Source organism: Microbacterium schleiferi (genome assembly GCF_038150145.1).
Taxonomy (GTDB): domain Bacteria; phylum Actinomycetota; class Actinomycetes; order Actinomycetales; family Microbacteriaceae; genus Microbacterium; species Microbacterium schleiferi_B.
In genome coordinates this window covers 82,947-106,697 of record NZ_JBBWSA010000009.1, presented here as the reverse complement: position 1 = coordinate 106,697, position 23,751 = coordinate 82,947, and the positions used below count along the sequence as shown (strand labels likewise).

Annotated in this window: 28 protein-coding genes and 1 pseudogene; 14 read left to right on the top strand and 15 right to left on the bottom strand. The window is 66.7% G+C overall.

Features of this window, described 5'->3' with window-relative positions; genetic code table 11:
• Positions 1-77 precede the first annotated feature (77 nt).
• Together AADH62_RS11620 and AADH62_RS11615 are read right to left on the bottom strand one after the other, a co-directional pair.
• Complete coding sequence (locus tag AADH62_RS11620; protein WP_228178535.1) at positions 78-1,466, bottom strand: aspartate aminotransferase family protein; 1,389 nt, start codon at positions 1,464-1,466, stop codon at positions 78-80.
• Between the two features lie 43 nt (positions 1,467-1,509).
• Positions 1,510-1,980, bottom strand: coding sequence for an Lrp/AsnC family transcriptional regulator (locus tag AADH62_RS11615; RefSeq protein WP_228178536.1), 471 nt, complete (start codon positions 1,978-1,980; stop codon positions 1,510-1,512).
• A 168-nt stretch (positions 1,981-2,148) separates the two neighbouring features.
• On the opposite strand from AADH62_RS11615, the gene AADH62_RS11610 reads away from it, so the two are divergent.
• Positions 2,149-2,709: a TetR/AcrR family transcriptional regulator gene (locus AADH62_RS11610; RefSeq protein WP_292801119.1), complete on the top strand. Its 561-nt coding sequence runs from the start codon at positions 2,149-2,151 to the stop codon at positions 2,707-2,709.
• 1 nt (position 2,710) lies between these two features.
• On the opposite strand, the gene AADH62_RS11605 is transcribed toward AADH62_RS11610, so the two are convergent.
• Positions 2,711-3,769: an SDR family NAD(P)-dependent oxidoreductase gene (locus AADH62_RS11605; protein ID WP_292728067.1), complete on the bottom strand. Its 1,059-nt coding sequence runs from the start codon at positions 3,767-3,769 to the stop codon at positions 2,711-2,713.
• Between the two features lie 188 nt (positions 3,770-3,957).
• On the opposite strand from AADH62_RS11605, the gene AADH62_RS11600 reads away from it, so the two are divergent.
• The 7 genes from AADH62_RS11600 to AADH62_RS11570 all read left to right on the top strand — a co-directional run bounded on the left by AADH62_RS11600 (position 3,958) and on the right by AADH62_RS11570 (position 9,586).
• Entirely contained in the window at positions 3,958-4,992 is a 1,035-nt protein-coding gene (locus AADH62_RS11600) for an iron-siderophore ABC transporter substrate-binding protein (RefSeq protein ID WP_228178539.1), read from the top strand.
• A complete protein-coding gene (locus tag AADH62_RS11595; RefSeq protein ID WP_228178540.1) occupies positions 4,989-6,035 on the top strand; it encodes a FecCD family ABC transporter permease in 1,047 nt (348 codons plus the stop codon). The genes AADH62_RS11600 and AADH62_RS11595 overlap by 4 nt, the downstream gene beginning before the upstream one ends.
• Complete coding sequence (locus tag AADH62_RS11590) at positions 6,032-7,102, top strand: FecCD family ABC transporter permease (protein ID WP_228178541.1); 1,071 nt, start codon at positions 6,032-6,034, stop codon at positions 7,100-7,102. The genes AADH62_RS11595 and AADH62_RS11590 overlap by 4 nt, the downstream gene beginning before the upstream one ends.
• A gap of 74 nt (positions 7,103-7,176) precedes the next feature.
• Positions 7,177-7,986 (top strand): ABC transporter ATP-binding protein, encoded by an 810-nt coding sequence (locus tag AADH62_RS11585; RefSeq protein WP_341579623.1) that lies wholly within the window; start codon positions 7,177-7,179, stop codon positions 7,984-7,986.
• Entirely contained in the window at positions 7,973-8,917 is a 945-nt protein-coding gene (locus AADH62_RS11580) for a siderophore-interacting protein (protein WP_341579591.1), read from the top strand. The genes AADH62_RS11585 and AADH62_RS11580 overlap by 14 nt, the downstream gene beginning before the upstream one ends.
• A 46-nt stretch (positions 8,918-8,963) precedes the next feature.
• Positions 8,964-9,185: a type II toxin-antitoxin system VapB family antitoxin gene (locus AADH62_RS11575; protein WP_292728026.1), complete on the top strand. Its 222-nt coding sequence runs from the start codon at positions 8,964-8,966 to the stop codon at positions 9,183-9,185.
• On the top strand, positions 9,182-9,586 hold the full coding sequence (locus tag AADH62_RS11570; RefSeq protein WP_341579590.1) for a PIN domain-containing protein: 405 nt from the start codon (positions 9,182-9,184) through the stop codon (positions 9,584-9,586). The genes AADH62_RS11575 and AADH62_RS11570 overlap by 4 nt, the downstream gene beginning before the upstream one ends.
• 42 nt (positions 9,587-9,628) lie before the next feature.
• Here AADH62_RS11570 and AADH62_RS11565 read toward each other — a convergent pair whose 3' ends face one another.
• The 6 genes from AADH62_RS11565 to AADH62_RS11540 all read right to left on the bottom strand — a co-directional run bounded on the left by AADH62_RS11565 (position 9,629) and on the right by AADH62_RS11540 (position 12,540).
• Entirely contained in the window at positions 9,629-10,114 is a 486-nt protein-coding gene (locus tag AADH62_RS11565; protein ID WP_228178545.1) for a glutathione peroxidase, read from the bottom strand.
• Positions 10,115-10,137: 23 nt separating this feature from the next.
• Complete coding sequence (locus tag AADH62_RS11560; protein WP_228178546.1) at positions 10,138-10,596, bottom strand: MarR family winged helix-turn-helix transcriptional regulator; 459 nt, start codon at positions 10,594-10,596, stop codon at positions 10,138-10,140.
• A 103-nt stretch (positions 10,597-10,699) separates the two neighbouring features.
• Positions 10,700-10,960 carry a Txe/YoeB family addiction module toxin gene (locus AADH62_RS11555; RefSeq protein WP_228178547.1) on the bottom strand — a complete coding sequence of 87 codons (261 nt, stop codon included), beginning with the start codon at positions 10,958-10,960 and terminating at the stop codon, positions 10,700-10,702.
• Positions 10,957-11,208, bottom strand: a complete 252-nt coding sequence (locus AADH62_RS11550) for a type II toxin-antitoxin system Phd/YefM family antitoxin (RefSeq protein ID WP_228178548.1) — start codon at positions 11,206-11,208, stop codon at positions 10,957-10,959. Before AADH62_RS11550 ends, AADH62_RS11555 begins: the two co-directional genes overlap by 4 nt.
• A gap of 92 nt (positions 11,209-11,300) precedes the next feature.
• Positions 11,301-11,924 (bottom strand): hypothetical protein, encoded by a 624-nt coding sequence (locus AADH62_RS11545; RefSeq protein ID WP_228178549.1) that lies wholly within the window; start codon positions 11,922-11,924, stop codon positions 11,301-11,303.
• A gap of 130 nt (positions 11,925-12,054) precedes the next feature.
• Positions 12,055-12,540 carry a dihydrofolate reductase family protein gene (locus AADH62_RS11540; protein ID WP_228178550.1) on the bottom strand — a complete coding sequence of 162 codons (486 nt, stop codon included), beginning with the start codon at positions 12,538-12,540 and terminating at the stop codon, positions 12,055-12,057.
• Positions 12,541-12,615: 75 nt separating this feature from the next.
• On the opposite strand from AADH62_RS11540, the gene AADH62_RS11535 reads away from it, so the two are divergent.
• The 3 genes from AADH62_RS11535 (at position 12,616) to AADH62_RS11525 (ending at position 13,756) form a co-directional block, all read left to right on the top strand.
• On the top strand, positions 12,616-13,188 hold the full coding sequence (locus tag AADH62_RS11535) for a YdeI/OmpD-associated family protein (RefSeq protein ID WP_228178551.1): 573 nt from the start codon (positions 12,616-12,618) through the stop codon (positions 13,186-13,188).
• 68 nt (positions 13,189-13,256) lie between these two features.
• A complete protein-coding gene (locus AADH62_RS11530; RefSeq protein ID WP_228178552.1) occupies positions 13,257-13,520 on the top strand; it encodes a ribbon-helix-helix protein, CopG family in 264 nt (87 codons plus the stop codon).
• A complete protein-coding gene (locus AADH62_RS11525) occupies positions 13,517-13,756 on the top strand; it encodes a toxin (protein WP_228178553.1) in 240 nt (79 codons plus the stop codon). Before AADH62_RS11530 ends, AADH62_RS11525 begins: the two co-directional genes overlap by 4 nt.
• Positions 13,757-13,758: 2 nt before the next feature.
• Here the strand turns inward: AADH62_RS11525 and AADH62_RS11520 are convergent, their stop codons facing one another.
• Positions 13,759-14,151, bottom strand: coding sequence for a nuclear transport factor 2 family protein (locus AADH62_RS11520; RefSeq protein WP_228178554.1), 393 nt, complete (start codon positions 14,149-14,151; stop codon positions 13,759-13,761).
• A gap of 170 nt (positions 14,152-14,321) precedes the next feature.
• Between AADH62_RS11520 and adhE the strand changes: the two genes are divergently transcribed.
• Positions 14,322-17,021, top strand: a complete 2,700-nt coding sequence (adhE, locus tag AADH62_RS11515) for a bifunctional acetaldehyde-CoA/alcohol dehydrogenase (RefSeq protein WP_341579589.1) — start codon at positions 14,322-14,324, stop codon at positions 17,019-17,021.
• A gap of 601 nt (positions 17,022-17,622) precedes the next feature.
• On the opposite strand, the gene AADH62_RS11510 is transcribed toward adhE, so the two are convergent.
• The 3 genes from AADH62_RS11510 to AADH62_RS11500 form a co-directional block, all read right to left on the bottom strand.
• Entirely contained in the window at positions 17,623-17,796 is a 174-nt protein-coding gene (locus AADH62_RS11510) for a hypothetical protein (protein ID WP_341579588.1), read from the bottom strand.
• A gap of 107 nt (positions 17,797-17,903) precedes the next feature.
• Positions 17,904-18,575, bottom strand: coding sequence for a GAP family protein (locus tag AADH62_RS11505; protein ID WP_341579587.1), 672 nt, complete (start codon positions 18,573-18,575; stop codon positions 17,904-17,906).
• Positions 18,576-18,613: 38 nt separating this feature from the next.
• Positions 18,614-19,522, bottom strand: a complete 909-nt coding sequence (locus tag AADH62_RS11500; RefSeq protein WP_341579586.1) for a universal stress protein — start codon at positions 19,520-19,522, stop codon at positions 18,614-18,616.
• Positions 19,523-19,638: 116 nt separating this feature from the next.
• Between AADH62_RS11500 and AADH62_RS11495 the strand changes: the two genes are divergently transcribed.
• Both AADH62_RS11495 and AADH62_RS11490 read left to right on the top strand, forming a co-directional pair.
• Positions 19,639-21,249: a GAF domain-containing protein gene (locus AADH62_RS11495; protein WP_228178559.1), complete on the top strand. Its 1,611-nt coding sequence runs from the start codon at positions 19,639-19,641 to the stop codon at positions 21,247-21,249.
• Positions 21,246-21,875, top strand: a complete 630-nt coding sequence (locus AADH62_RS11490; protein ID WP_228178560.1) for a response regulator — start codon at positions 21,246-21,248, stop codon at positions 21,873-21,875. The genes AADH62_RS11495 and AADH62_RS11490 overlap by 4 nt, the downstream gene beginning before the upstream one ends.
• A 344-nt stretch (positions 21,876-22,219) precedes the next feature.
• Here the strand turns inward: AADH62_RS11490 and AADH62_RS11485 are convergent.
• Positions 22,220-22,432, bottom strand: a pseudogene (locus AADH62_RS11485) (integrase core domain-containing protein); the annotation flags it as partial.
• A 230-nt stretch (positions 22,433-22,662) separates the two neighbouring features.
• Entirely contained in the window at positions 22,663-23,607 is a 945-nt protein-coding gene (locus tag AADH62_RS11480; RefSeq protein ID WP_035964342.1) for an alpha/beta fold hydrolase, read from the bottom strand.
• Between the last annotated feature and the right edge of the window lie 144 nt (positions 23,608-23,751).

Below are 23,751 nucleotides of genomic sequence, written 5' to 3'. Positions count from 1 at the left end.
CAAGTAACGTGCGCGACGGTTTCACGTGCGAAAGCTGCGGATTCCGACGTGGCCGGAATCCGCAGCTTTCGAATCCGCTACAGCAGGCTTGCGGCGCGCGTGAGAACGTCGCGCAGGATCTGCTCGAGCTCGTCGAACTCTGAAGGTCCGATCGTGAGCGGCGGCGCGAGCTGGATGACGGGGTCGCCGCGATCATCGGCGCGGCAGTACAGGCCAGCGTCATAGAGTGCGCCCGAGAGGAATCCGCGCAGGAGCCGCTCGGACTCGTCGTCGTTGAACGTCTCGCGCGTCGCCTTGTCTTTCACGAGCTCGATGCCGAAGAAGTAGCCGTCACCGCGCACGTCCCCGACGATCGGCAGGTCCAGCAGTTTCTCCAGCGACGCCCGGAACAGGGGTGAGTTCTCGCGGACGCGCTCGTTCAGGCCCTCCTCGTCGAAGATCGCGAGGTTCTCCAGCGCGACGGCTGCCGAGACCGGATGCCCGCCGAAGGTGTAACCGTGCAGGAACGAGGTGTGCCCGTGGCGGAACGGCTCGTAGATCCGGTCCGAGATCACGGTTGCGCCCAGCGGCGAGTAGCCGCTGGTGAGGCCCTTGGCCGAGGTGATGATGTCGGGCACGTAGTCGTACGCATTGCAGGCGAAGGTGTAGCCGATGCGGCCGTACGCGCAGATGACCTCATCCGAGACCAGCAGCACGTCGTGGCGGTCGCAGATCTCGCGGACGCGCTGGAAGTAGCCGGGGGGAGGGGGGAAGCATCCGCCCGAGTTCTGCACCGGCTCGAGGAAGACGGCGGCAACCGTCTCGGGGCCTTCGAACAGGATCATCTCTTCGATGCGGTCAGCAGCCCAACGCCCGAAAGCCTCGAGGCGGTCGCCCTCGCCGTCCCAGACGAACCCGGCCTCTTCGGCGCGGTACGCGTTGGTATTCGGTACCCGGAAGGCTCCGGGCACGAGCGGTTCGAACGGTGCTTTCATGACCGGGATGCCGGTGATCGCCAGGGCCCCCTGCGGGGTGCCGTGGTAGGCGATCGAGCGCGAGATGACCTTGTGCTTGAGGGGCTGGCCCTGCAGCTTCCAGAACTGCTTAGCCAGCTTGAAGGCTGTCTCGACGGCCTCGCCGCCGCCGGTCGTGAAGAACACGCGGTTCAGGTCGCCGGGTGCCTCGTCGGCCAGGCGGTCGGCCAGCTCGATCGCCGACGGGTGCGCGTACGACCACAGCGGGAAGAACGCGAGCTCTTCGGCCTGCTTCGCAGCAGCCTGAGCAAGCCGCTTGCGGCCGTGGCCCGCGTTGACGACGAACAGGCCGGAGAGGCCGTCGAAGTAGCGCTTGCCGCGGTCATCCCAGATGTGGTGGCCTTCGCCGCGCACGATGACGGGCACCCCGGAGGTGTCCAGTACCGACTGGCGGGTGAAGTGCATCCACAGGTGGTCTTGGGCCTTCTTCTGCAGATCGGCGGGGGAGTTCATGACGGGTCCTTTCGGGGCGCGGTAGCGGCGGCGCGGGGTGCGATCACTGCGTGCCCCAGTCGTAGAGCTGTTTCACGAGGCGGAGGTAGACAAAAGACTCGGTGGCGACGACGCCGTCGATGGCGCGGACGCGCTTGTTGAGCAGATCGATGAGCTCGTCATCCGAAGCACACACGACCTCGGCGAGCACATCGAAGCTGCCGGCGGTGAGCACCACGTAGGTGACTTCGGGGAGGGCCGAGACCTCGGCGGCGATGCGCGTCGAATCTCCCGAGGTCCGGATGCCGACCATTGCCTGTCGCGCGAAGCCGAGTTGCAGGGGGTCGGTGACCGCGACGATCTGCATGACTCCCGCGTCGACGAGGCGCTGCACGCGATTGCGTACCGCAGTCTCTGAGAGCCCCACGGCTTTGCCGATGTCGGCGTACGAGCGCCGGCCGTCGGCTTGCAGGTGCTCGATGATGGCGCGCGAGATGTCGTCGAGCTGCTGGACCCGGGGAGTGCGATCTGCCACGCGACGATCATCGCAGAGGAGCTGTCAGAAGACAACCGAAAGCGTCGATCATTGCAGCGATATATGCGGAATCCGCAGATGCGACGCGTCTTCGCGGAGGAAATCAGAACCGTGTGGTTCGCAGGTGGGCCTCCTCCTGGCGAGAGGGCGACGTGCGACCATGGGGGAATGAGCCTGCCCGAACACGCGCCAGCCTCCAAGCGGGCGATCTGGGAGGCTGCGCAGCGTCTATTCGCCGAGAACGGCTACGCGCGGACCTCGGTGCGCGAGATCGCAAGCGAGGCTGCGGTCGACCCGGCCCTCGTCATCCGTCACTTCGGCTCGAAAGAACAGCTCTTCATGGAGACCATGGAGGTGCAGGTCGCGGCTACTGCCTTCGAGGGTCCGCTCGAGACCCTCGGTGAGCGGTTCATCGCGTTCATCCTCGACGACGACGCCGACATCCGGGGCATCTACCTGGCGCTCCTGCGAGCCAGCGATTCCGGCGGCATCTGGACCCACCTGCGAGCCGCGCACGAGGAGGGATTCGTGCGGCCGTTCCGCGCACGGATCGCAGCGTCGCCTGCTCATGCGGCGGATGCCGACACGCGTGCGCGGATGGCTGCCGCCGTGGTCGGCGGCCTGCTCTACAGCCTGTGGGTGGTGCGCGATGAGGGTCTCGCGCATCTGGAGCGCGAGACCCTCATCGGCCGCTACGGAGCGCTGCTACAGGCAGCGATCACCGGCTGAGCTAGATCGCCGACCAGCCGCCGTCAGACGGCAGGATGACGCCCGAGACGTTTGTCGCGTCATCGCTCAGCAGCCACGTGATGGATGCCGCGAGCTGAGCGGGCTCGGCGATCGGCGGCAGGATCGTCATCGCGAGCCCGACGCGCTCCTGGCCGAGTTCGGAGGCGAACGACGCCTCGATTCCGGTAGCGACCGGCCCCGGAGCGACCGCGTTCACGCGAATATTCTTTGCCGCGTACATGAACGACGTGCTTTTGGTGAGGCCTACGACGGCGTGCTTCGAGGTCGTGTAGGCAAGGCCCGCAGCTGAGCCGCGAAGCCCCGCCTCGGACGCCACGTTCACGATCGATCCGCCGCCGGCCTCGAGCATGAGGGGGAGGACCGCGCGAGTGAGTCGGAAGGTCCCCTCGACGTTGACAGCCATGACGCGCGACCAGACGGCGTCGCTCACTTCGTGCAGCGGCGTCATGTCATCCATGATTCCCGCGACGTTCGCAAGCCCGTCGACGCGTCCGTCGGCTGCCGCGACGATCTTCGCGATCGAGTCCTCCGAGGTGATGTCGCCGGCAACCGCGACAGCGCCGGGCATCTCGGGGACCGCCGCATCGAGGCGCTCCTGCGAAATGTCGACAGCGACGACCTTCCCGCCTTCGGCTGCAACACGGGCAGCCACCGCGCGTCCGATTCCCGAACCGGCGCCGGTCACGATGACCGTCTTGCCATCGAATCGGCCGGGCGTGATGCGCTCGACCCACGGGGCCGCCATCGGGGGAGCGGGAGGCTCGTCCTCGTCATCCTCGCCATCGTCGTCAGCTGCAGGCGCAGCGGCCAATGCGCTCGGGTCGTTGGCGCGACGAACCATATCGTCGATCAGCTCTTGCGACATCCGTCCGCCGCTCATCGAGGCAACGCGTTCGAGCGAGAAGAGTTTGACGGGGGCCAGTGCCGACTCGGTCTGACCGCCCTGCGCGAGCAGATCGCGCAGGATCGGGCCGCCGACGGGATGCTTCAACCACGCGCCGATCGATGATTTTGCGCTGAGTGCCTTGTCTTTGGCCATGTCTCCTCCTTGAGTCGATCGCGGTTTCGGGACCGCGTGATCCCAGTCTAGAGAAGGAGTCAACAAAGTTGACAGGGTGCGCTGGAAGAACCTTCAGATTTCGGGATGGTTCTGCTCCGAGGTAGGTTAGGCAAGGCTTACCAATTCGAGAGTGAGCCCTTCCACAGCAGCCCACGAAAGGAGCGCCCGTGCGCGCCTCCCGTCTCATCGCCCTCGGCATCGCCGTGGCCCTGACCGGTTCCCTTGCCGCGTGTTCGTCCTCGACGGATGCCGGGACCACCGACACCGAATCGACCGAAACCGGTGCCTTCCCTGTCACGATCGAGCACGCCTACGGCGAGACCGTCATCGAGCAGAAGCCCGAGCGGGTCGCGACAGTCGCCTGGTCAAACCACGAGGTACCCCTGGCGCTGGGCGTCGTTCCGGTCGGCATGAGCAAGGCGACCTGGGGTGACGACGACGGCGACGGTGTGCTGCCCTGGGTCGAAGACAAGCTCGAGGAACTCGGCGCCGAAACCCCCGTTCTGTTCGATGAGACCGACGGAATCGACTTCGAGGCCGTGGCAGACACGCAGCCTGACGTCATCCTTGCCGCGTACTCGGGGCTCACACAGGAGGACTACGACACCCTGTCGAAGATCGCGCCCGTCGTCGCTTATCCCGAGGTCGCCTGGGGTACCTCGTACGAAGACATGATCCGCATGAACTCCGCGGCGCTCGGTCTCTCGGCCGAGGGCAATGAGCTGATCGACGAACTGCACGAGACGGTCTCTACCTCGCTCGAGAACTACCCCGAGCTCGACGGCGCTCGCATCCTCTTCAGCTACATCGACCCGTCTGACTTCAGCCAGATCGGCTTCTACACGAGCCACGACACGCGCCCCGGCTTCCTCGAGAGCATCGGGTTCCCCGTTCCCGAGATCGTTGCCGAAGAGTCGGCGAATACCGAGGAGTTCTACACCTCGGTCAGCGCCGAAGAGGCAGACCGCTTCGCGGACGTCGATGTGTTCGTCACCTACGGCGACCCCGGCAGCGACATCGTCGAGCAGCTGCAGGCTGATCCGCTGCTCTCGCAGATCCCGGCGATCGCGAACGGTTCGATCGTCGTGCTCGAGAACAGCACGCCGCTGGCGGCATCCGCGAACCCGTCGCCGCTGTCGATCGGCTGGGGCGTTGACGACTACTTCGCTCTGCTCGCCTCCGGAGTCTCTGCACAGCAGTGACCACCCTCCACGCGCCCGCACCGGTACCGGCCGTCGCCTCGCTGCGACGATCGGTATCGGTGCGCGTCGCGTGGCTGATCGCGAGCATCGCCCTCCTCGTGGTGCTCGCCGTGGCATCCGTCGCCTTCGGGGTCGCCGACGTGAGTCCCGCCGATCTCGTTGCGGGCCTTTCCGGCAACGCCTCCTCGATCGAGTCAGCAGCGGTCATCAAACGGATGCCGCGCACCGTGCTCGCGATCCTCGTCGGCGCCTCCCTCGCCCTCGCGGGCGCGAGCATGCAGGCAGTCACACGCAATCCACTGGCCGACCCCGGCATCTTCGGGGTCATGAGCGGTGCGGCACTGGCCGTCGTCGCCGGGCTCGCGTTCTTCGGCATCGTCGACCCGTACGGCCAGATGGGCCTCGCGATCCTGGGCGCTGCCGCAGCGGCGATCTTCGTCTACGCCGTGGGCTCGCTCGGGCGCGGGGGAGCGACACCGCTCAAGCTCGCGCTGGCAGGCGCCGCGACCGCGGCTGCCCTCGCCTCACTCGTGAGCGCCATCTTGCTGCCGCGCATCGATGTGATGTCGACCTTCCGGTTCTGGCAGATCGGCGGCGTCGGCGGCGCCGAATGGGACCGCATCGCCGTGGTCGCGCCCGCGCTGCTGATCGGTGCCCTGATCGTGTTCGCGACAGCGCGCGGCCTGAACTCGCTCGCGCTCGGCGACGACCTGGCAGCGGGACTCGGCGAGCACGTGTCGCGCACGCGGCTGATCTCGTCGGCAGGTGCCGTCATCCTGTGTGGCGCAGCAACCGCGATCGCCGGCCCGATCGCGTTCGTCGGTCTCGTCATCCCGCACCTCGTGCGGCTGCTGGTCGGACCCGACCACCGTTGGCTGCTGCCGCTGTCGGCGATCGGCGGCGCCGTGCTGCTGCTTGCCGCCGACATCGTCGGGCGCCTGGTCGCCAAGCCCGAAGAGATCGAAGTGGGCATCGTGACCGCCCTCATCGGAGCACCGGTGTTCATTTGGATCGTCCGCCGTCAGAAGGTGCGCGAGCTATGACCGCCACCCTTATCCCCACGGCTACCCCCGCCGCGGTCTCGACGACCGCCGCCGCGATCGCTCGCGGTCGCCGCATCCGCCGCCGCCGTTGGACCGTGATCACCGCGATCCTCGCCGTGATCGTCCTGGCCGTCGTCGCCATCAGCACGATGGTCGGGCACACCTTCTATACGCCGGTCGACGTCGTGCGCGTCATCCTCGGCGAAACCGTGCCCGGAGCATCCTTCACCGTCGGTGAGCTGCGCCTGCCGCGCGCGCTGCTCGCCCTGTTGTCAGGCTTCGCGTTCGGGATGGCGGGGGTGACGTTCCAGACGATGCTGCGAAACCCGCTCGCCTCGCCGGATGTCATCGGCATCAGCGCCGGCGCGAGTCTTGCCGCGGTGACCGGCATCATCGTCTTCTCGCTGAGCGACATCGCTGTCTCGGTCGTCGCCCTCATCGGCGCTGTGGTCACCGCCGGCGCGATCTACCTGCTGGCGAACCGCGGCGGGTTCGCCGGCGCCCGGCTCATCCTCATCGGCATCGGTGTTGCCGCGATGATCCAGAGCCTCATCGCCTATCTGCTCTCGGGCGCTGCCGAATGGGACCTGCAGGCGGCGATGCAGTGGCTGTCGGGAAGCCTGAACAACGCATCCTGGGAACGTCTCGTGCCGCTCGTCATCGTGATGCTGCTCGTCGTGCCGGTCATGCTCGCCCGCAGCGGTGATCTCGACATTTTGCGCCTCGGCGATGACTCTGCCGCGGCCCTCGGCCTGCGCGTCTCGCCCACCCGCGTTTTGTTCATTCTCGGTGCCGTCATCCTGCTGGCCTTTGCCACCGCGGCAACCGGGCCCATCGCGTTCGTCGCGTTCATGGCGGGTCCGATCGCCGCGCGGTTGCTCGGCCCCGGACCCTCGCTCCTGCTGCCGGCGGGCCTTGTCGGGGCGCTCCTGGTGCTCGTTGCCGACCTCGTCGGCCAATGGGCTTTCGAATCGCGCTACCCGGTCGGGGTCATCACCGGCATCCTCGGCGCGCCCTACCTCGTCTATCTGTTGGTGCGCACGCACCGGTCGGGAGGATCCCTGTGAACCCGCCTCTTGGAACCACGCTCCTGGCGCCGGATGCTGCCCCTGCGGCCTCCGCGTCGCTCGATCCGGCATCGGTGCCGGGCTCGGTCGGCCACAGGCTCGCCGCCGAGGGCCTCGCGCTCGCGTACGGCGACCGCGCGGTCGTCAGTGACCTCGACCTGCAGATTCGCACCGGCGCGATCACGACGATCGTCGGGGCCAACGGATGCGGAAAGTCGACGCTTCTGCGCGCGTTCGCCCGTCTGCTCCCGCCGCAGGCCGGGCGGGTCGTGCTCGATGGCCGCGAAATCCACCGCACCCCGACGAAGCAGATCGCGTGCGAGATCGGCCTGCTGCCGCAGAACCCCATCGCGCCCGAGGGAATCGCCGTCGCCGACCTCGTGGGCCGGGGACGGCATCCGCACCAGGGCATGCTCGCCCGCTGGAGCGCCAAGGATTATCAGGTTGTCGCGGAGTCGCTCGAGGCCACCGACATCGCAGACCTTGCCGACCGCTCGGTCGATGAGCTCTCGGGTGGGCAGCGTCAACGCGTGTGGATTGCCATGGCACTCGCGCAAGAGACCGGCATCCTGCTGCTGGATGAACCGACGACCTTCCTCGACGTCGCCCACCAGATCGAGGTGCTCGATCTGCTGACCGATCTGAACCGCAGCCGGGGCACGACGATCGTCATGGTGCTGCATGACCTGAACCTTGCGGCGCGGTATGCCGATGAGCTCGTGGCGATGAAGGATGGCCAGGTCCACGCCTGCGGCGCGCCCGACGCGGTCGTCACCGAAGACCTTGTTCGCGACGTGTTCGGGATGGACAGCCGCGTCATCCCCGATCCCGTCTCAGGTTCGCCCGTCGTTCTGCCCATGGGGAGGCACCATGTCCGTCGTTGAATCCACCGTCGTCGAGGCGTCGCCGTTCGTGGTGGCGCGCGCCGCTGTTCGCTCGGTCGAGCTGCTCTCGCCGAGCTTCGCGCGCATCACGTTCGGCGGCGCGGACCTCGATGAGTTCGGTGACCCCGAGCGCATCCTCGACCAGCGCATCAAGCTGATCTTCCCGCCGAGTTCGGGCCGGCTTCCCGACCTCGAGCACCCGGATGGCGACTGGTGGGCGGCGTTCCTCGCCGTTCCCGAGGAGGAGCGCGGCTCGATGCGCACCTACTCGATTCGGGAGCTGCGCGTTGAGGAGGGCGGCACCGCTGTCGTGATCGACTTCGTGCTGCACCTCGAGCCCGGGTTCACCGGTCCTGCGTCGGCCTGGGCGAGTCAGACATCCGTCGGCGATGAGCTGCTGATCATCGGACCGCGCCGGGGCCGCCCGAACGGCGGCGGCATCGAGTACGCGCCCGGCGAAGCGCGCGAGATTCTGCTCGCGGGCGACGAGACCGCGGCACCGGCGATTGCCCGCATCCTCGAAGACATCGACCGCGACGCTGCCGGCCTCGCTGTGATCGAGGTGCCCCACGCCGAGGACGCGCTCGCGATCGACGCGCCCGAGGGTGTCGAGGTGCGCTGGGTCGCGCGGGAGGGCGCGGCGAACGGGTCGCGGCTCATCCCAACCGTGCTCGGTCACCTGGGCGCGACGGCGACGGTGACGGTGACGGATGACGGGACCGAGGAACTCCTGTGGGAAACCCCCGTCTTCTCGGGCTCGGGTGAGGAACTGGATGACGCGGTCGAGACGATCGATCGCTACTTCTGGATCGCGGGGGAGAGCTCGGTCGTGACGACGCTGCGCCGTCACCTCGTGAAGGATCTCGGCATCCATCGCGCGCAGGTCGCGTTCATGGGCTACTGGCGCCGCGGCGTCGCCATGCGCGGCTGAGTCGGGAGTCTATATACTCCTCTATACAAACCCGGGGGAGGGGCTCATGGCTGTCACGTCAATCGATATCGACCCGGACGAGCTGCGTCAGGCGAAGGAGCTTGCCGGCACGACCTCCAACCGCGAAACGGTCGACCTCGCGCTGCGCACTCTTATCGCCGTTCGTCGTCAGCCTGCCGCTGTCGAGCGAATCATCGCCCGCACTTTCGAACCCGACCAAATCGATGCTCCGACGATCCCGCCGGCGGCGTCGACTGCTGGCCAGTGACGACGTACCTCGTCGACAACAGCATCTGGCAGAAAGCCTCAACGAGTAAGGCGATCGCGGCCAGGCTCCGGGAGCTCTCGCCCGCGCACCTGCTCATCACCTGCCCGCCTCAGGTTCTCGAGTACTGCCATTCGGCACGGACTCCGCAGGAGCACCAGGAACTCCGCGCGGACATGGCGCAACTCTTGCCCGCGTGGGAGCATCCCGACGAGCGTCAGGCGCTCGACATTCAGCAGGCGCTCTGGGATTCGGGGTTCGTGCGCGCGGCTGCGGCGTTGGATTGCCTCATCGCGGCCTACGCGGTCGTCAATGACGCCGTCGTTCTGAACTCCGACCGCGACTTCGGTTACATCGCGGTCGCGACCCGGGGTGCGGTCAGGCAGGAGTACGTGGAGGCCTAAACCGCTGCCGTCCAACACCGGTGGGGGCAGATCCGGTCCTGATCAGGCGGGGAGTGCGGCTTCGATCGCCTCGATGACCTCGGGGGCGTCGGGCAGGGTGCGGGGGCTGAAGCGCCAGACGCGACCGTCGGGGCTGATGACGAACTTCTCGAAGTTCCAGCTGATCTTGCCGGCCTTGCCGTCGGCGCCCGGAACCGTGGTGAGTTGCTGGTAGATCGGATGCGCGTTCTTGCCGTTGAGCTTGACCTTCTCGGTCATCGGGAACGTCACGCCCCAGGTCGCGGAGCAGTACTCGGCGATCCTTTCTTCCGAGCTCAGCTCCTGCAGGAACTGGTTGCTGGGGAACCCGATGACCGTGAACCCGCGCTCACCATAGGTCTTCTGCAGCTCCTCGAGCTGTTCGTACTGCGGAGCGAGCCCACAGCGCGACGCGACGTTCACGACGAGCGCGGCCTTGCCGCCCGTGAGCGCGCCGAAGGTGGTCTGCTCGCCGCGAAGGGTGGTGACGGGGATGTCAGAGAGGTCCATGGGTGGGGTCCTTTCGGGAGGGGTTAGGCGGAGCGAAGCGAGGGGCGGTCAGCGCTGGTGAGGTTCTCTCGCAGATCATGAAGCGAGCTGATGAGGCTGTGCGCAGCATCCGGGGCCATCTTCATCGCGTCGGCGACGCACCCCGCGACGCGGTGGAGGGACGCTTGCAGGTCGGCGGATGCCTCGGTCGCGGTCACCATCACGGTGCGCCGATCGCCGGCCGGGCGGGAACGGATGACGAGCCCCGCGGCTTCGAGACGGTTGACGAGTCCGGTGATGGTGCTGGCGTCGAGGTGGAGTTCGTCGGCGATGCGCCCCGGGCTGGTCGATTCGTCACGCCACAGGATGCCGAGCACGAGCAGTTGCTGATACGTCACACCCCACGGCGCGAGCAGGTCGCGGTAGAGCTGCACGGTTGCCTGCGCGGCGGAGTAGACCGCGAAGCACACGGAATCCTCGAGGGTCACGCTGGGTCGGGTCACACGAGAAGCTTTGCATGCAAGTTATTTGGATGCAAGGTTGTTGCGATGGCTCATAGCTCTCTCGTATCTGCGCGCAACGTACGGCCGGCTTGCGTGCCGCGAATCAGTAGTGGTCTCGCGCCTGCAGTATGACGATGTGGTCATCGGTCACGTAGTAGACGAGTCGGTTCTTCTCGTCGATGCGACGAGACCAGGCGCCTGAAAGAACGTGACGGAGCGGTTCGGGCTTTCCGATGCCGTCGAACGGATCGCGCACGACATCCGCGATCAGCAGGTTGATCCGCTTCAGCGTCTTGCGGTCCTGCGTCTGCCAATAGACGTAGTCCTCCCACCCGTTCGGGTCGAAGGTGAGCGATCGCGTCACGCGTCGAGGAGGTCGTGTTGCTCAAACTCTCCGCGACGTGCGCGCTCGACGGCCTCGAGCAGTCGCTCCGCGTTCGCCGGGTTGCGCAGGAGGTAGGCAGTCTCGGTGAGTGCGTCGAAGTCGTCCTTGGACATAATCACGGCGTTGCCGCGGCGGGAGACGACCTCAACGGTCGTGTGGTCCTCGTTGACCTGCTGAATGAGCCCGAACAGGCTCTTTCGCGCTTCGCTCGCGGTGATGGCGGCCATGGCTGCGACCCTTCGGCTGAGTAGTACGTAAAACGGTACCACTCTGGTGTTCGGTCGGGACCGCATTCATGTCTCCGTAAAGAGTGACGCTGTCAAGGCATCTCGAAGTCTGGACGCACCTCGGCGAGCTCGTCGAGTTGCTCCTGCATGCGCGCGTGGAGCAGTCGCCCGTGCTCGATCCACCCCTCTGGCACCGGCTCGGTCTCGTCCCGGGCCTGCCAAACGGCGTTCCACTGGTGGAGATCGGCGGCCAGCTCACGACTGAGGGGCAGATCCCGGGCGGCGAGCGCGTACCGCTCGCTGAAGGACTCCCATAGCGGCCACTCGCGACCCCAATCCGGAAAGAGTCGAATCACGCGCCGCCCGTCTGGGAGGGTGAGCGGAAGTTTCTTTTGGCTCCGCCGCGAGAGGAGCCGGTCTTGCATTTCCGCGCGCATTCGCCACTCACGCGGTGACGTCGGCGGCGAGTTGTAGTCGCCTCCGACCAACCAGATTAGGCCGCGTCCGTGGGTGGAGTCGTCGACGACCAGCGCGACCGACCACAGACGGTCATCTCCGGCGAGCGTCGTCGCGGACGATTCAACGTCTCTGAGCGTCGCGTCGACAAGATCGACCGTGGTCACCGCTGAGCCGGGGCCTTCGAAGACGTAGATCCGGTAGCGCGGCTCGTTCGATTCCCACGATGAGTCTCGTTCGTCGACTTGGATCGCGCGCATGCCACCACGATAGGACGGGGCCCGCTGGTATGAGCCCTCTCGGACGTCCCGATTATGTGGTCGATAACCTGATCCGCGCATCAACGAATCATCCGCACTCAAGTTCGTGGGGCCTGCCCGATCGTTGCGGTCAGACATCCCCAATCGCGTAGCGGTGCATCGTCACGCCACCGGCGTAGGTCGCCTGCTCGAGCAGCTCGAGCCGCACCGGTGAGGTCATCTCATCGAACAGCGGCCGTCCCGACCCGAGGATGACCGGATGCGTAAACAGCAGCACCTCATCAAGCAGCCCCGCCGCGAGGAGCTGCGTCGCGACATCCGCCCCGCCGACCCCGATGTCTCCGCTCGAACTGGCACGTAGCTCACCGAGCCGCTTGATCGCGTCATCCCCGCCGAACACCGTCGTGTTGTACGGCGCCTCGGGCCAGAAGCTCTCCATCGTCTCGAAGACCTTGCGGCCCTGCACCATCATCGTGAGCGCCTCGGCGCGCGCATTGAACTCCTCGTGCAGCTCGTCGCCGATGCTCATCCAGTCGCCGCCGCCCTGCTCGTCGTGCGCGTGCTCGATGAACAGGTCGAGCGAGACGTTCATCCAATACACGAAGCGTGCGGCCATGGGTCCTCCTCGTCGACGCGGTGCGCACAGTTCACCACGCCGGGCGGTGTCGGTGCGAGGGGGTAGTTTTCGAGGATGGTCGCCCACAACGACAAGCCCGTCCTTCATGTCGACACCGTCGAAGACTGGGAGCAGTGGCTGGATGCCGATCCGAGCCCCGACGGCGTGCGGCTGCGCCTGCGCAAGACATCCACGCGCAAGCCGGGGATCACCTACGCCGAGGCGCTCGACGTCGCACTGTGCTTCGGGTGGATCGACGGACAGAAGCAGTCACTGGATGCCGACTACTTCCTGCAGGCCTTCACGCCGCGCCGGCCCCGCAGCCTCTGGTCGAAGGTAAACATCGCGCACGTCAACCGTCTGATCGAGGAAGGACGGATGCGGCCCGCCGGCCAGCTCGAGATCGACCGCGCGAAGGCCGATGGTCGGTGGGATGCCGCCTACCGCCAGAGCGATGGCGACATCCCTGCCGAGCTGCAGGCGGCGCTGGATGCCGACCCGAAGATCGCCGCCGCGTTCGCAGCCCAATCCGCGCAGAACCGCTTCGCGATGACGTTCCGCGTCGGCAACCTCAAGCGACCCGAATCCCGTGCAGCCCGCGTCGCCGAGTACGTCCGGATGCTCGAACAGGGGGAGACGCTCCACTGAGTCGGGAATTCTGGACTCACACCGGGATTTCCGTCACGAAGCTGCGTTTTTCGTATTACGATGCGGCCATGAGTAGCGGCGAGACCATCAACGGCACACCCGTCACCGAGGAGCAGATCGCAGCTTGGGCGGCGGAGGCCGACGCGGGTTACGACGTGGACGCGCTCAAGCGCCGGGGTCGCGGACGTCCCGGTCGCGGATCGGAACCCGCGCAGGTGGTTGCTCTCCGGCTAACTGCCGATGAGCTCGCCGCGCTCGACGCTCGCGCCGCCCGCGAGAACAAGTCGCGATCGGAACTGATCCGCGAAGCGATCGCCGCATACGCCGCGTGAAGATCCACGACGCTGCGCTCAGGCACGGGATCGCGCCCGAAGATATTCGACAGGCCGCTTCCTGGTCGCTGTGGATCGAGGACCTCGACGACGACTCTCCTGCTCGCCAACTAAGGCTGGGATTCGACACGCAGGGGAGGCTGCTCGAGACCGTCGTCCTCGTCTTCGACAGCGGTAATGAGCTCGTCATCCATGCGATGAAGGCTCGACCCCAGATGCTTGACCTGCTGCCTTGACCTCAGTGCTCTCCGTCGTGGGCGTTGTTGAAGGCATCCCGGATCGGGAAGGTGTCGTAGACGATGTGCAGGCGCTCGATCAGGCCGTGCTCGTCGAGTTCTGCGACGTCGACCACGGTGAAGGGTGCGGGTTCGCCGGTCGAGAGTGTCCAGTCGAAGTCGAACCAGAAGCTCACGACCGTGCGGACCTCGGTCGATCCGATCATCGTGGCGCGCAGCGTCAGCCGCGAGCTAGCCGTGTCGGCGAACAGGGCCGGGTAGAACTCAGCCGCGGGCATCGTGCCATACAGGGGAGACTCGACGATCCCGTCGGGCGCGAAGAGCGCGATCACCCGCTTGGCATCGCCGATCTCGAGGCTCGCCAGGTACTCGTGGACCAATCGGTCGACATCCATCCGCGTCCCTCCTTCGGCGTGGCCATGGCTCGACACTAGCGATCCGCGAGGCCGCCGCGTCCAACCGCCTCCACGGGGACCATGGTCCCTATATGTGGTCTGACCACAGTGCCACGATGGTGTCAGGACGAAGGCGTGGACACCGGGTCCACACCAGGTAGGAGGATCCGATGTCCACCGCAATCGATGCACTCGTGGCACGAGCACAAGATGCTCTGGCCGAGTACGCGTCGTTCACGCAGGAGCAGATCGACCACATCGTGCGCAAGGCATCGGTCGCCGCTCTCCACCACCACGGCGAACTCGCCGTCCTGGCCGTCGAAGAGACCGGCCGTGGACTGTTCGAAGACAAGGCCGTGAAGAACATGTTCGCGTGCGAGCACGTCACGCACTCGATCATCAAGCAGCGCACGGTCGGCGTCATCAGCCACGACGAGATCACCGGCATCACCGAGATTGCCGACCCCGTCGGCGTCGTCGCGGGCATCACCCCGGTGACCAACCCCACCTCCACCGCGATCTTCAAGTCCCTCATCGCGCTGAAGACCCGCAACCCCATCGTCTTCGCCTTCCACCCGTCAGCTCAGAACTGTTCGGTCGCTGCGGCGAAGATCGTTCGGGATGCCGCAGTCGCAGCCGGTGCGCCGAAGAACTGCATCCAGTGGATCGCCGAGCCCTCACTTGAGGCATCCGGTGAACTCATGAACCACCCCGGTGTTGCGCTGATCCTCGCGACCGGTGGCAACGCGATGGTTCGCGCGGCATACTCCTGCGGCAAGCCCGCACTGGGTGTCGGCGCTGGAAACGTGCCTGCCTTCATCGAACGCTCCGCCAAGGTCGGCCGCGCCGTCAACGACGTCGTGCTGTCCAAGGCGTTCGACAACGGCATGGTGTGCGCCTCCGAGCAGGCAGTCATCCTCGACGAGCCGATCGCGACCGAGGCTATGGCCGAGTTCACGCGCCTGCACGCCTACGTCGTGAACGCCGACGAGAAGCGCAAGCTCGAAGAGTTCATCTTCGGCGTCCACGCCAACGCCAAGAACTGCGGCGAGGCCAAGCTCAACGCGAAGGTCGTCGGACAGTCCCCGGTGTGGATCGCCGAACAGGCCGGCTTCACGGTGCCCGAAGACACCTCGGTGCTCCTCGCCGAGTGCGCCGTCGTCGGACCCCAAGAGCCGCTCACCCGCGAAAAGCTGGCTCCGGTGCTCGCCGTGCTGCGCGCCAAGAACGCCGAAGAAGGCATCTCGCTCTCTGAGCAGATGGTCAACTTCGACGGCCTCGGCCACTCCGGCGCGATCCACAGCAACGACCAGAGCGTCATCGACGAGTTCGCCAAGCGCGTCCGCGCCGTCCGCATCATCGAGAACGCCCCCTCGGCTCTCGGTGGCATCGGCGACATCTACAACGCGTTCATGCCGTCCCTGACCCTCGGGTGCGGTTCCTATGGACGCAACTCCGTCTCCAACAACGTCTCGGCGGTGAACCTCGTGAACGTCAAGCGTGTCGGTCGGCGCAACAACAACCTGCAGTGGTTCAAGGTTCCGGCCAAGACCTACTTCGAGCCGAACGCGATCCGCTACCTCATCGACATGAAGAACGTCGAGCGGGTCACGATCGTGACCGACCCGACGATGACCAACCTCGGTTTCGTCGACAAGGTCATCGATGTGCTGAACCGTCGTCGCAACCGCGTGCACCTGCAGATCATCGACCGCGTGCAGCCCGAGCCGAAGCTCTCGAGCGTCGTGGCGGGAGCTGCCGAGATGCGGGAGTTCAACCCCGACACGATCATCGCGCTCGGTGGCGGTTCCCCGATGGATGCCGCCAAGGTCATGTGGCTGCTCTACGAGAACCCCGACGTGCAGTTCTCTGACATGCGCGAGAAGTTCTTCGACGTCCGTAAGCGCGCGTTCAAGTTCCCCGACCTCGGCAAGAAGGCACAGCTCGTCTGCGTGCCGACCACGTCGGGCACGGGATCTGAGATGACACCGTTCGCGGTCATCACGGATGACGAGACGGGAATGAAGTACCCGCTCGCCGACTACGCGCTGACCCCGTCGGTGGCGATCATCGACCCGGTCCTGACCTCGGCTCTGCCGGCCAAGGTCGTGGCGGATGCCGGATTCGACGCTCTCACGCACGCGACGGAGGCCTACGTCTCGGTGTACGCGAACGACTACACCGACGGCCTGGCCCTGCATGCCATCAAGCTGATCTTCGAGAACATCGAACGCAGCGCGAAGGCACGCCCCGGCAGCACGGACCCGGCTGACATCCAGGCGCGCGAGAAGATGCACAACGCGGCATCCATCGCGGGCATGGCCTTCGGCAATGCATTCCTCGGCATCGTGCACGCGATGGCACACGTCACGGGATCGAAGTTCCACCTGATCCACGGACGCACCAACGCGATCTACCTGCCCCACGTCATCCGCTACAACGGACGCATCCCCACGAAGCTGACCAGCTGGCCCAAGTACGAGCGCTACATCGCTCCCGAACGGTTCCAGCAGATCGCTCAGCACCTTGGCCTGAAGGCCACGACCCCCGAAGAGGGTGTCGAGTCCTACGCCCGGGCCGTGGAGAAGCTGCGTGACCTCGTCGGCATCGAGCGCTCCTTCCAGGCGCAGGGCGTCGCAGAGGAGGCCTTCATCGGCCGCCTCGACGAGCTCGCGATGGCCGCCTACGAAGACCAGTGCGCTCCGGCCAACCCCCGGATGCCCATGCTCGCCGACATGAAAACCCTCATGGAGGCGGCGTACTACGGAACCTCGTTCGACGAGGTCCGTGCCCACCGCGGTGAGGTTGCGGTTGCGGGAGAAACCCCGGCAGAGGCCCCCGCATCCCCGCTCGCCAAGCGCGGCGCGTAGTACGAAATCACTGAAGCCCCGCCGGGTCGCGTTTCCCGGCGGGGCTTCGGCGTGCCCGGGAGGGTGGAGTTCGCCTACTCTTCGTACGGCCGTATCGACAAGCGCTCAATCTCTTCGGCTGACAGAGATCGGGGGATGCCGTGCCTGGTTCGGTGACGATCTTGTCGAACATGCGGATCAACGGTCCGAGATCCAATTGATCGGACCCTGCCCCTGCGGCGAGATGGTTCTCTTCACCGTGCACAGGGCGCCAGTCGAGTTGCCACCCCGCGGCGAGTGCAACGCGGCTCCAGTAGATCCGCTGTACGCGCCCGTTCCCTTCCCGGAAGGGGTGGACGTAGTTGATCTTGCCCGGCACGTTCTTGCGCAAGTCAATCGTCCGTAGTTGCCCTGCCCAGTCGTAGAAACGTCCTGGAAGAGGTGGAGGTGAATCGCTTGCAGTTCTCGCAGATCGTTTGTGGGGGAAACCGGGTCCTCGAGCAGCTGAAGCGCTCGTGCGAACGAAAGATCCGCCTCTGCAGCGCTCAGGGCCTCCGTCGACGGTAATCCGAGACGGTTCCTCAGAACGTTCGTTCCGGGAATGAGGTACGGGTCTACGGTTTCAGGAGAGTCCATACCGGGTGCGTACGCGGTTGACGAGCTCCGACGAATCGATTGTCCCGGCAACGTACGCGTCGGCGTCGGTGAGCGTTGCGCTCGTGATTTGTAGACCCTCGATCTTGGCGCTGTGTATTGCCGCTTCGACGTTGCTCGCCCGTACTTCCGTCGTCTTCATGTCGGCTCCGTCCGTCTTCGTCAGTCTACGAGCAGCGGCTGACACTCGGCGGATAGACGAGGTCGCGCCGTTTCACGAGGCGAAAACTTGCGCAGGCGCCTGATGTCTTAGAGCAGATTGGCGATGCCGATAATCACCAGGAGCGCACCGATCAGCGCCACCGAGAGGTTGAGAACGAGGGATGAGTTTGCCACCAGCCAGTCGCTGAAGCGCTCAAGCCGTGGCCGCACCGAGTGGCTGCCGATGACGTAGGCCAAGACCAGAGCAGCGACAGTCGAGATGGCAACGGCCGTGAAGATCAGCACCGTGAGGCTGCTGCCGGCGATGCTGAGCGATGCAGAGCCGATGGCAAGGCCCGCGGCCAGCGCGATGGCAAGGTTCTTGGGCCTGACGTTCATCGCGAGTCCGAACGCGAACGCCCGGCGCGGCCCGATATGGTCCATCGCCTTCGTCCACGAGGGCGGGCTGGTCGGCGCAGGGCGCCGCCGGGCGGCTATCGTGCGCCAGGTGCCCACGACAACCAGAAGCACTCCGAGCGTCAGCTCGACGATGTGGGCCCAGGGTGGCATCCGGCCCGCCGTCGTCGGCGGCACGAGCCGCGCACCGAGCGAGAAGAGGGTGACCAGCACGAGCACGCCGCCCGACCACCCCGCGAGGTAGCCGACGCTCGCCGGGATGGGGTTCGGCGAGAGCAGAAGCAGCACGACCGCGAGGATCGGGAACACGCTCAGCGCCGCCGCAACCCCCAGCGGCACGACGTACCACAGCACCGAATCCACCCCTCGACTCTAGGGCCGCGGGTGGGGTGCTCGCGGTGTCAGGGGACGATGAGCACCGGCGCGTTGAGGTTCATGAGCACGTCATGCACCACCGTCGAGATGTTCGGGGGCTCCTCGCTCTGGCCGCGCCCGATCACCAGCATCGCGGCATCGATGGACGCTGTCAGCAGCGCCGGGGCGACGTTGTCGGCGACGACCCGGGAACTCAGGTCGAGGTGAGGAATGTCGATGAGAGCGTGTGCGCTGGCGCGCGCGACAACATCCCGCGCAGCCGACGCGCGGTACTCACCGTTGCTCGACGATTCCTCGTGCGGAACCGGAGGCCGGGCGTGGATGAGGACCAGCTGCTGATCGGTGCGCGCCGCTTCGCGAGCTGCCTGCATCAGCGCGGCATCCGAGGCCGGCGATCCGCTGACCCCGACCACGACACTGTGCCGGCCCTCAAGCGGCAGGTTCGGCACGACCAGGACCGCCGACCGGGCGGCAGCGACGACATAAACGGATGCTGCGCCGAACGCGCGCCCACGCAAGAAGCCGGTGCGGTGCGAACCCACAACGAGAAGGTCGTGCGGGCGGGCAGCGCCCGACAGCACACTGGGCGCGCGACCGTGGACGAGTTCGGTCTGCACGTGGGCGACGCCCGCATCCACCGCGCGGCGCCGGGAAGCGTCAAGCACGTGGATGCCGCGCCGTTGCGCATCAGCCATATAGTCGGCGCCGGCAACGCCCCACGTGTCGTCGACAACGTGCACGAGCAGGAGCTCGGTGGCGTGATCGGCCGCGTACGCGATGGCCCATGCCAGCGCGCCGGTGCTCGGGCCTGACCCGTCTACGCCCACGACGAGGCGATCGTAGGGCGATACCCGCCAGATCGTGTCGCCGGCCGGGGCGCTCAACGAGCCGCCCTCGGACAGGCCCACGTGCGAGTCGTGCAGTGTGTTTCGCATCCGTCTGCCCCTCCTGTCTGTTCCAGCATCCGGCCCGCCAAGTTCCCCGCACAGGGTCGAAGGTCCCGCGATAGGATCCTGGCGAGAGAGCCGAGGGACGAGAACGGGGTAACCGGGTGGCTGATATCGAGGCACGGCTGCGCAGTCTCCTGACGGCGAACGCCGCTGTCGTGAGCCAGCTGGAGCTCTCGGCGGTGCTGCGCCGCATTGTCGAATCGGCAGTTGAGCTCGTCGGCGCGAAGTACGGTGCCCTCGGTGTGATCGGACCCGACGGGATGCTCGAGGAATTCATCCACGTCGGGTTGAGTGCCGAGACCGTCGAAGCGATCGGCCCGCCCCCGCGTGGCCGCGGCGTGCTCGGAGCCCTCATCCACGATCCTCGCCCGATCCGGCTGGAGCACATCGGCCACGACCCGCGCTCGGTCGGCTTTCCGCGCAACCACCCGAGAATGGACAGCTTCGTCGGGGTTCCCATCCGCATCCGCGGCGAGGTGTTCGGCAACCTGTACCTCACTGAGCACCCCGACGGCGCCTTCAGCGAAGAGGACACCGAGCTGCTCGAGACCCTTGCTGCCACCGCGGGCATCGCCATCGACAACGCGCGCCTGTACGAAGACTCGGTGCGCCGCGAGCGGTGGGCCGCAGCCGCGGCCGAGATGAGCGCAGCCATGTTCTCGGACGAGACCGGCAGGCCGCTGCAGCTTCTGGCCGACAAGGTCCTCCAGCTCACGGATGCCGCCACCGTCGTGGTGATCTCATCGATCAGCGACACCATGATGTGCGTCGAGGTAGCGCGCGGCGAGCACGCCGACGAACTCACCGGCTCCGTTCATGCGCAAGCTGGCACCCTCTCCGGCCGTGTCTTCGACAGTTGGCAGCCGCTGCAGGCCAGCGGCGACACCGTCGAACTCGGGGACGAACTCGTCGCGTGGGGTCCGACGGTGGTCGTGCCGATGCTCGGTGCAGACGGCGCCCCCATGGTCCTCACTGTGGGACGGCCCGTCGGTGCCCCCCGGTTCACCGACAAGGATGTCGACCTCGCCGCGGACCTCGCAGCGCAAGCCACGATCGCCCTCGAGCTCGCGCGAGGCAGGTCCGACCGGCAGGCGCTTGCGCTCATGGACGAGCGCGGCCGCATCGCCCGCGACCTGCACGATCACGTCATCCAGCGCCTGTTCGGCGCCGGGCTCTCGCTCCAAGCTGTCGCTGGCAGGGTCGGTGACGCGTCAGCACGAACTGAACTGCTCGAACAGGTCGATGCGCTGGATGCCGCCATCACCGAGATCCGCACCGTCATTTTCGCCCTGCGCCAACCCCGCGCGTCATCGGGATCGGTCAGGCACCGCATCGTGGATGTCATCAGCGAAGTAGCGCCGTCGTTCTCGGAGTCACCGCGACTGGTCTTCCAAGGGCCGCTCGATCTGCGCACGCCGCCGGATGTCGCCGAAGACGTCGTCGCGGTAGTTCGCGAAGGTGTGAGCAACGTCGCCCGCCACGCTCAGGCGACCGAGACCTCCGTGCGAGTCGGGATCGCCGACGAGATGCTGGTCGTCGAAATCCTCGACGACGGAGTCGGCGTGCCAGAGTCGACGACGCGCCGCAGCGGGGTCGGTAATCTTGAGGATCGCGCCGCGCGCTGGAACGGGGAGTTCGCCCTCACCGGACGCGCCGGCGGCGGCACCCGCCTGCGGTGGGCGGTGCCCTTGGCCCAGGGAGAGACCACATGATCCGTGTCTTCGTGCTCGATGACCACGAAATCGTCCGTCGCGGGGTGGTCGACCTGATCGACGCCGAGCGCGACATGGAAGTGATCGGCGAGGCATCCACAGCCCGGCAGGCACTCGGCCGGATCGCGGCCACCATGCCCGATGTCGCGGTCCTCGACATGCGGCTTCCCGACGGCAGCGGCATCGACGTCTGCCGCGAGATCCGCTCCCAGTACCCGAGCGTCACATGCCTCATCCTCACCGCGTACGACGATGACGAAGCCGCCTACTCGGCGGTGCTGGCAGGCGCTGCCGGCTACGTCCTGAAAGACATCAAGGCCAATGGACTGCTTGACGGCATCCGTGCTGTCGCAGCCGGCAAGAACCTGCTCTCGTCGGCTGCCGCGACGCGGGTGCGCGAGCAGGCACGCGAGACTCGCTCGAGCACGCCCGGTGTCGACCTGACCGAGCGCGAGCGTCAGGTGCTCGAACTCATCGCCGAGGGTCTCACCAACCGCCAGATCGGGGAGCGCCTCGACCTCATGGAAAAGACGGTCAAGAACTACGTGACTGGGCTGCTGCGAAAGCTCGGCATGGAGCGGCGCACTCAGGCAGCCGTCTACGCCACCTCGCTTCGCTCGCAGTAGCCACGCGTCGCCATCCGCGCATCGCGAGCCGAAAACAGTGAGGCCGTCGCAGCGCCCGGTGACGAGTCGGGCGCCGCGACGGCATGCGTGGGGGAGGCTCGCAGATCGACGGCGGGCCCGCTGCACCAGGTTTGGGTTATCCGCCGGATACCTCTCCCCACGTGCGTCGCCGAACATCGTCCAGCGACGAAACCTGTCATCCTCGGCGGGGCTTCGGACGACTTTTGTGGTCTGACATCAGAGTGCCGCACCGAACACCTCAGTCCATAGGGTCTTTGGTCCCGCTCCCATGGGCCGTGTCAGATTCCCGCGACGGATGCCGAGACACCTCTGGGCCGCCCCCTTCATTCGGTCCGGTCGCTGTGCGAGTCGTCGGTTTCCGATTGATGGGTGCATTGCCGAGCGTAGTCGACGGGTGCGAGGTAGCCGAGCGATGAATGCCGGCGGTCGTGGTTGTATTCGGTCTTCCAGTCGCCGATCACGACCTGGGCGTGGAGCAGCGAGTAGAAGCTGTTGATGTTCAGGCACTCGTCGCGGAGCCTGCTCTCGGCATCCTCGCCTTCACTTCGGCGAGGTCACCCGTGGCCAGGCCTCTCGCCCTCGCTGCGCCACCGGCGACATCCTCCGCTTCGCGAGGTCACCATGGACGAGCCCCTCGCTGGGCGACGCGTGCGTCCCGTCATGGCCTGAGACCTTACATCACCGACGGGGCCCTGCCGAGAGACGATCCTCACGGCAGGGCCCCGTCACGGTGCTTGGGCGCGAGCGGCCGGGTGCGCCTCGGGGGTCAGGCGTCGTCCCGCCCGGCGGCGCGGTGGACGAACTCGATGAGGGAGTTCTCCATCTCGGCGCGGGTCTCGGGCTCGTTGTGAACCTCGTGGCGGACGTCGGGGTAGATGTGGAGTTCGACGTCGTGGCCCTTCTCCTCCAGGCGCCGGGCGACCTCGCGCGCACCCTCGCCGTAGTTGGTCACCGGGTCCTCCGCGCCCGCGAAGATCGCGACGGGAACCTGCGGAAGGCGGTCGAAGAAGTCGTCGCCGTTGGCCTGGTCGTACACGTCGACGAAGCCCTGCAGGAACCGGTTGCTCAAGGGGGCGCCGAAGTTGTTGAAGGGGTCGCGGCCGTGATCACGGACGACGTCCGCGTTGCGCGCCACCCAGTCCGTCGGGCCGAAGTCCGGGCCGAGGCGGTCGTAGAAGCCGTCGAACAGCTGGCCCACCAACGCATCCGCAGCGGGGGCGGAACCGTCGGCCGCCACGGCAGCCTTCAGGGCCTCGCGATCCAGCGTCGACTCGACACCGCGCATGCCCACGGCGATACCGCCCAGCGCGAGCCCGTCGACCTCGACACCCGGCTGCAGCACCAGCGCCCGCGCGATCATCGACCCCAGGCTGTGGCCGAACACCACGTACGGCAGGTCGGGGAACAGCTCCTTGGCCTTCCGGTACAGCGTCACCTCGTCCTGCACGATGACCGTCGCCGACTCGTCACCGGCGTCACCCCACGTCCCCGACTGCATCGCCGTCCGACCGTGACCCGCGTGATCGTCCGCGACCACGACGAACCCCGCATCCACCAGCGCGGCCGTCATGTGCAGGTACCGGCGGGAGTGCTCGCCGAGACCGTGGATGAGCTGGACCACCGCCACCGGCGTGACCGCCGGTTCGTACACCCAGGCCTGGATGGTGTCGGTGCCGTTGTGCGACGTGAACTCGAGTTCGCGCAGAGCCATGCTGACCTCCTCGTCATGCCCTCGGGCGGGGAGCTCGACGGTATGACCCTACCGTACCTGCCGACAACGGGATGTCCGGCCCCCGACCTCCGTCGCCTACTCGCGGAACTCCCTGTCGCGGGCGCTGAGAGCGGCAGGTACGCG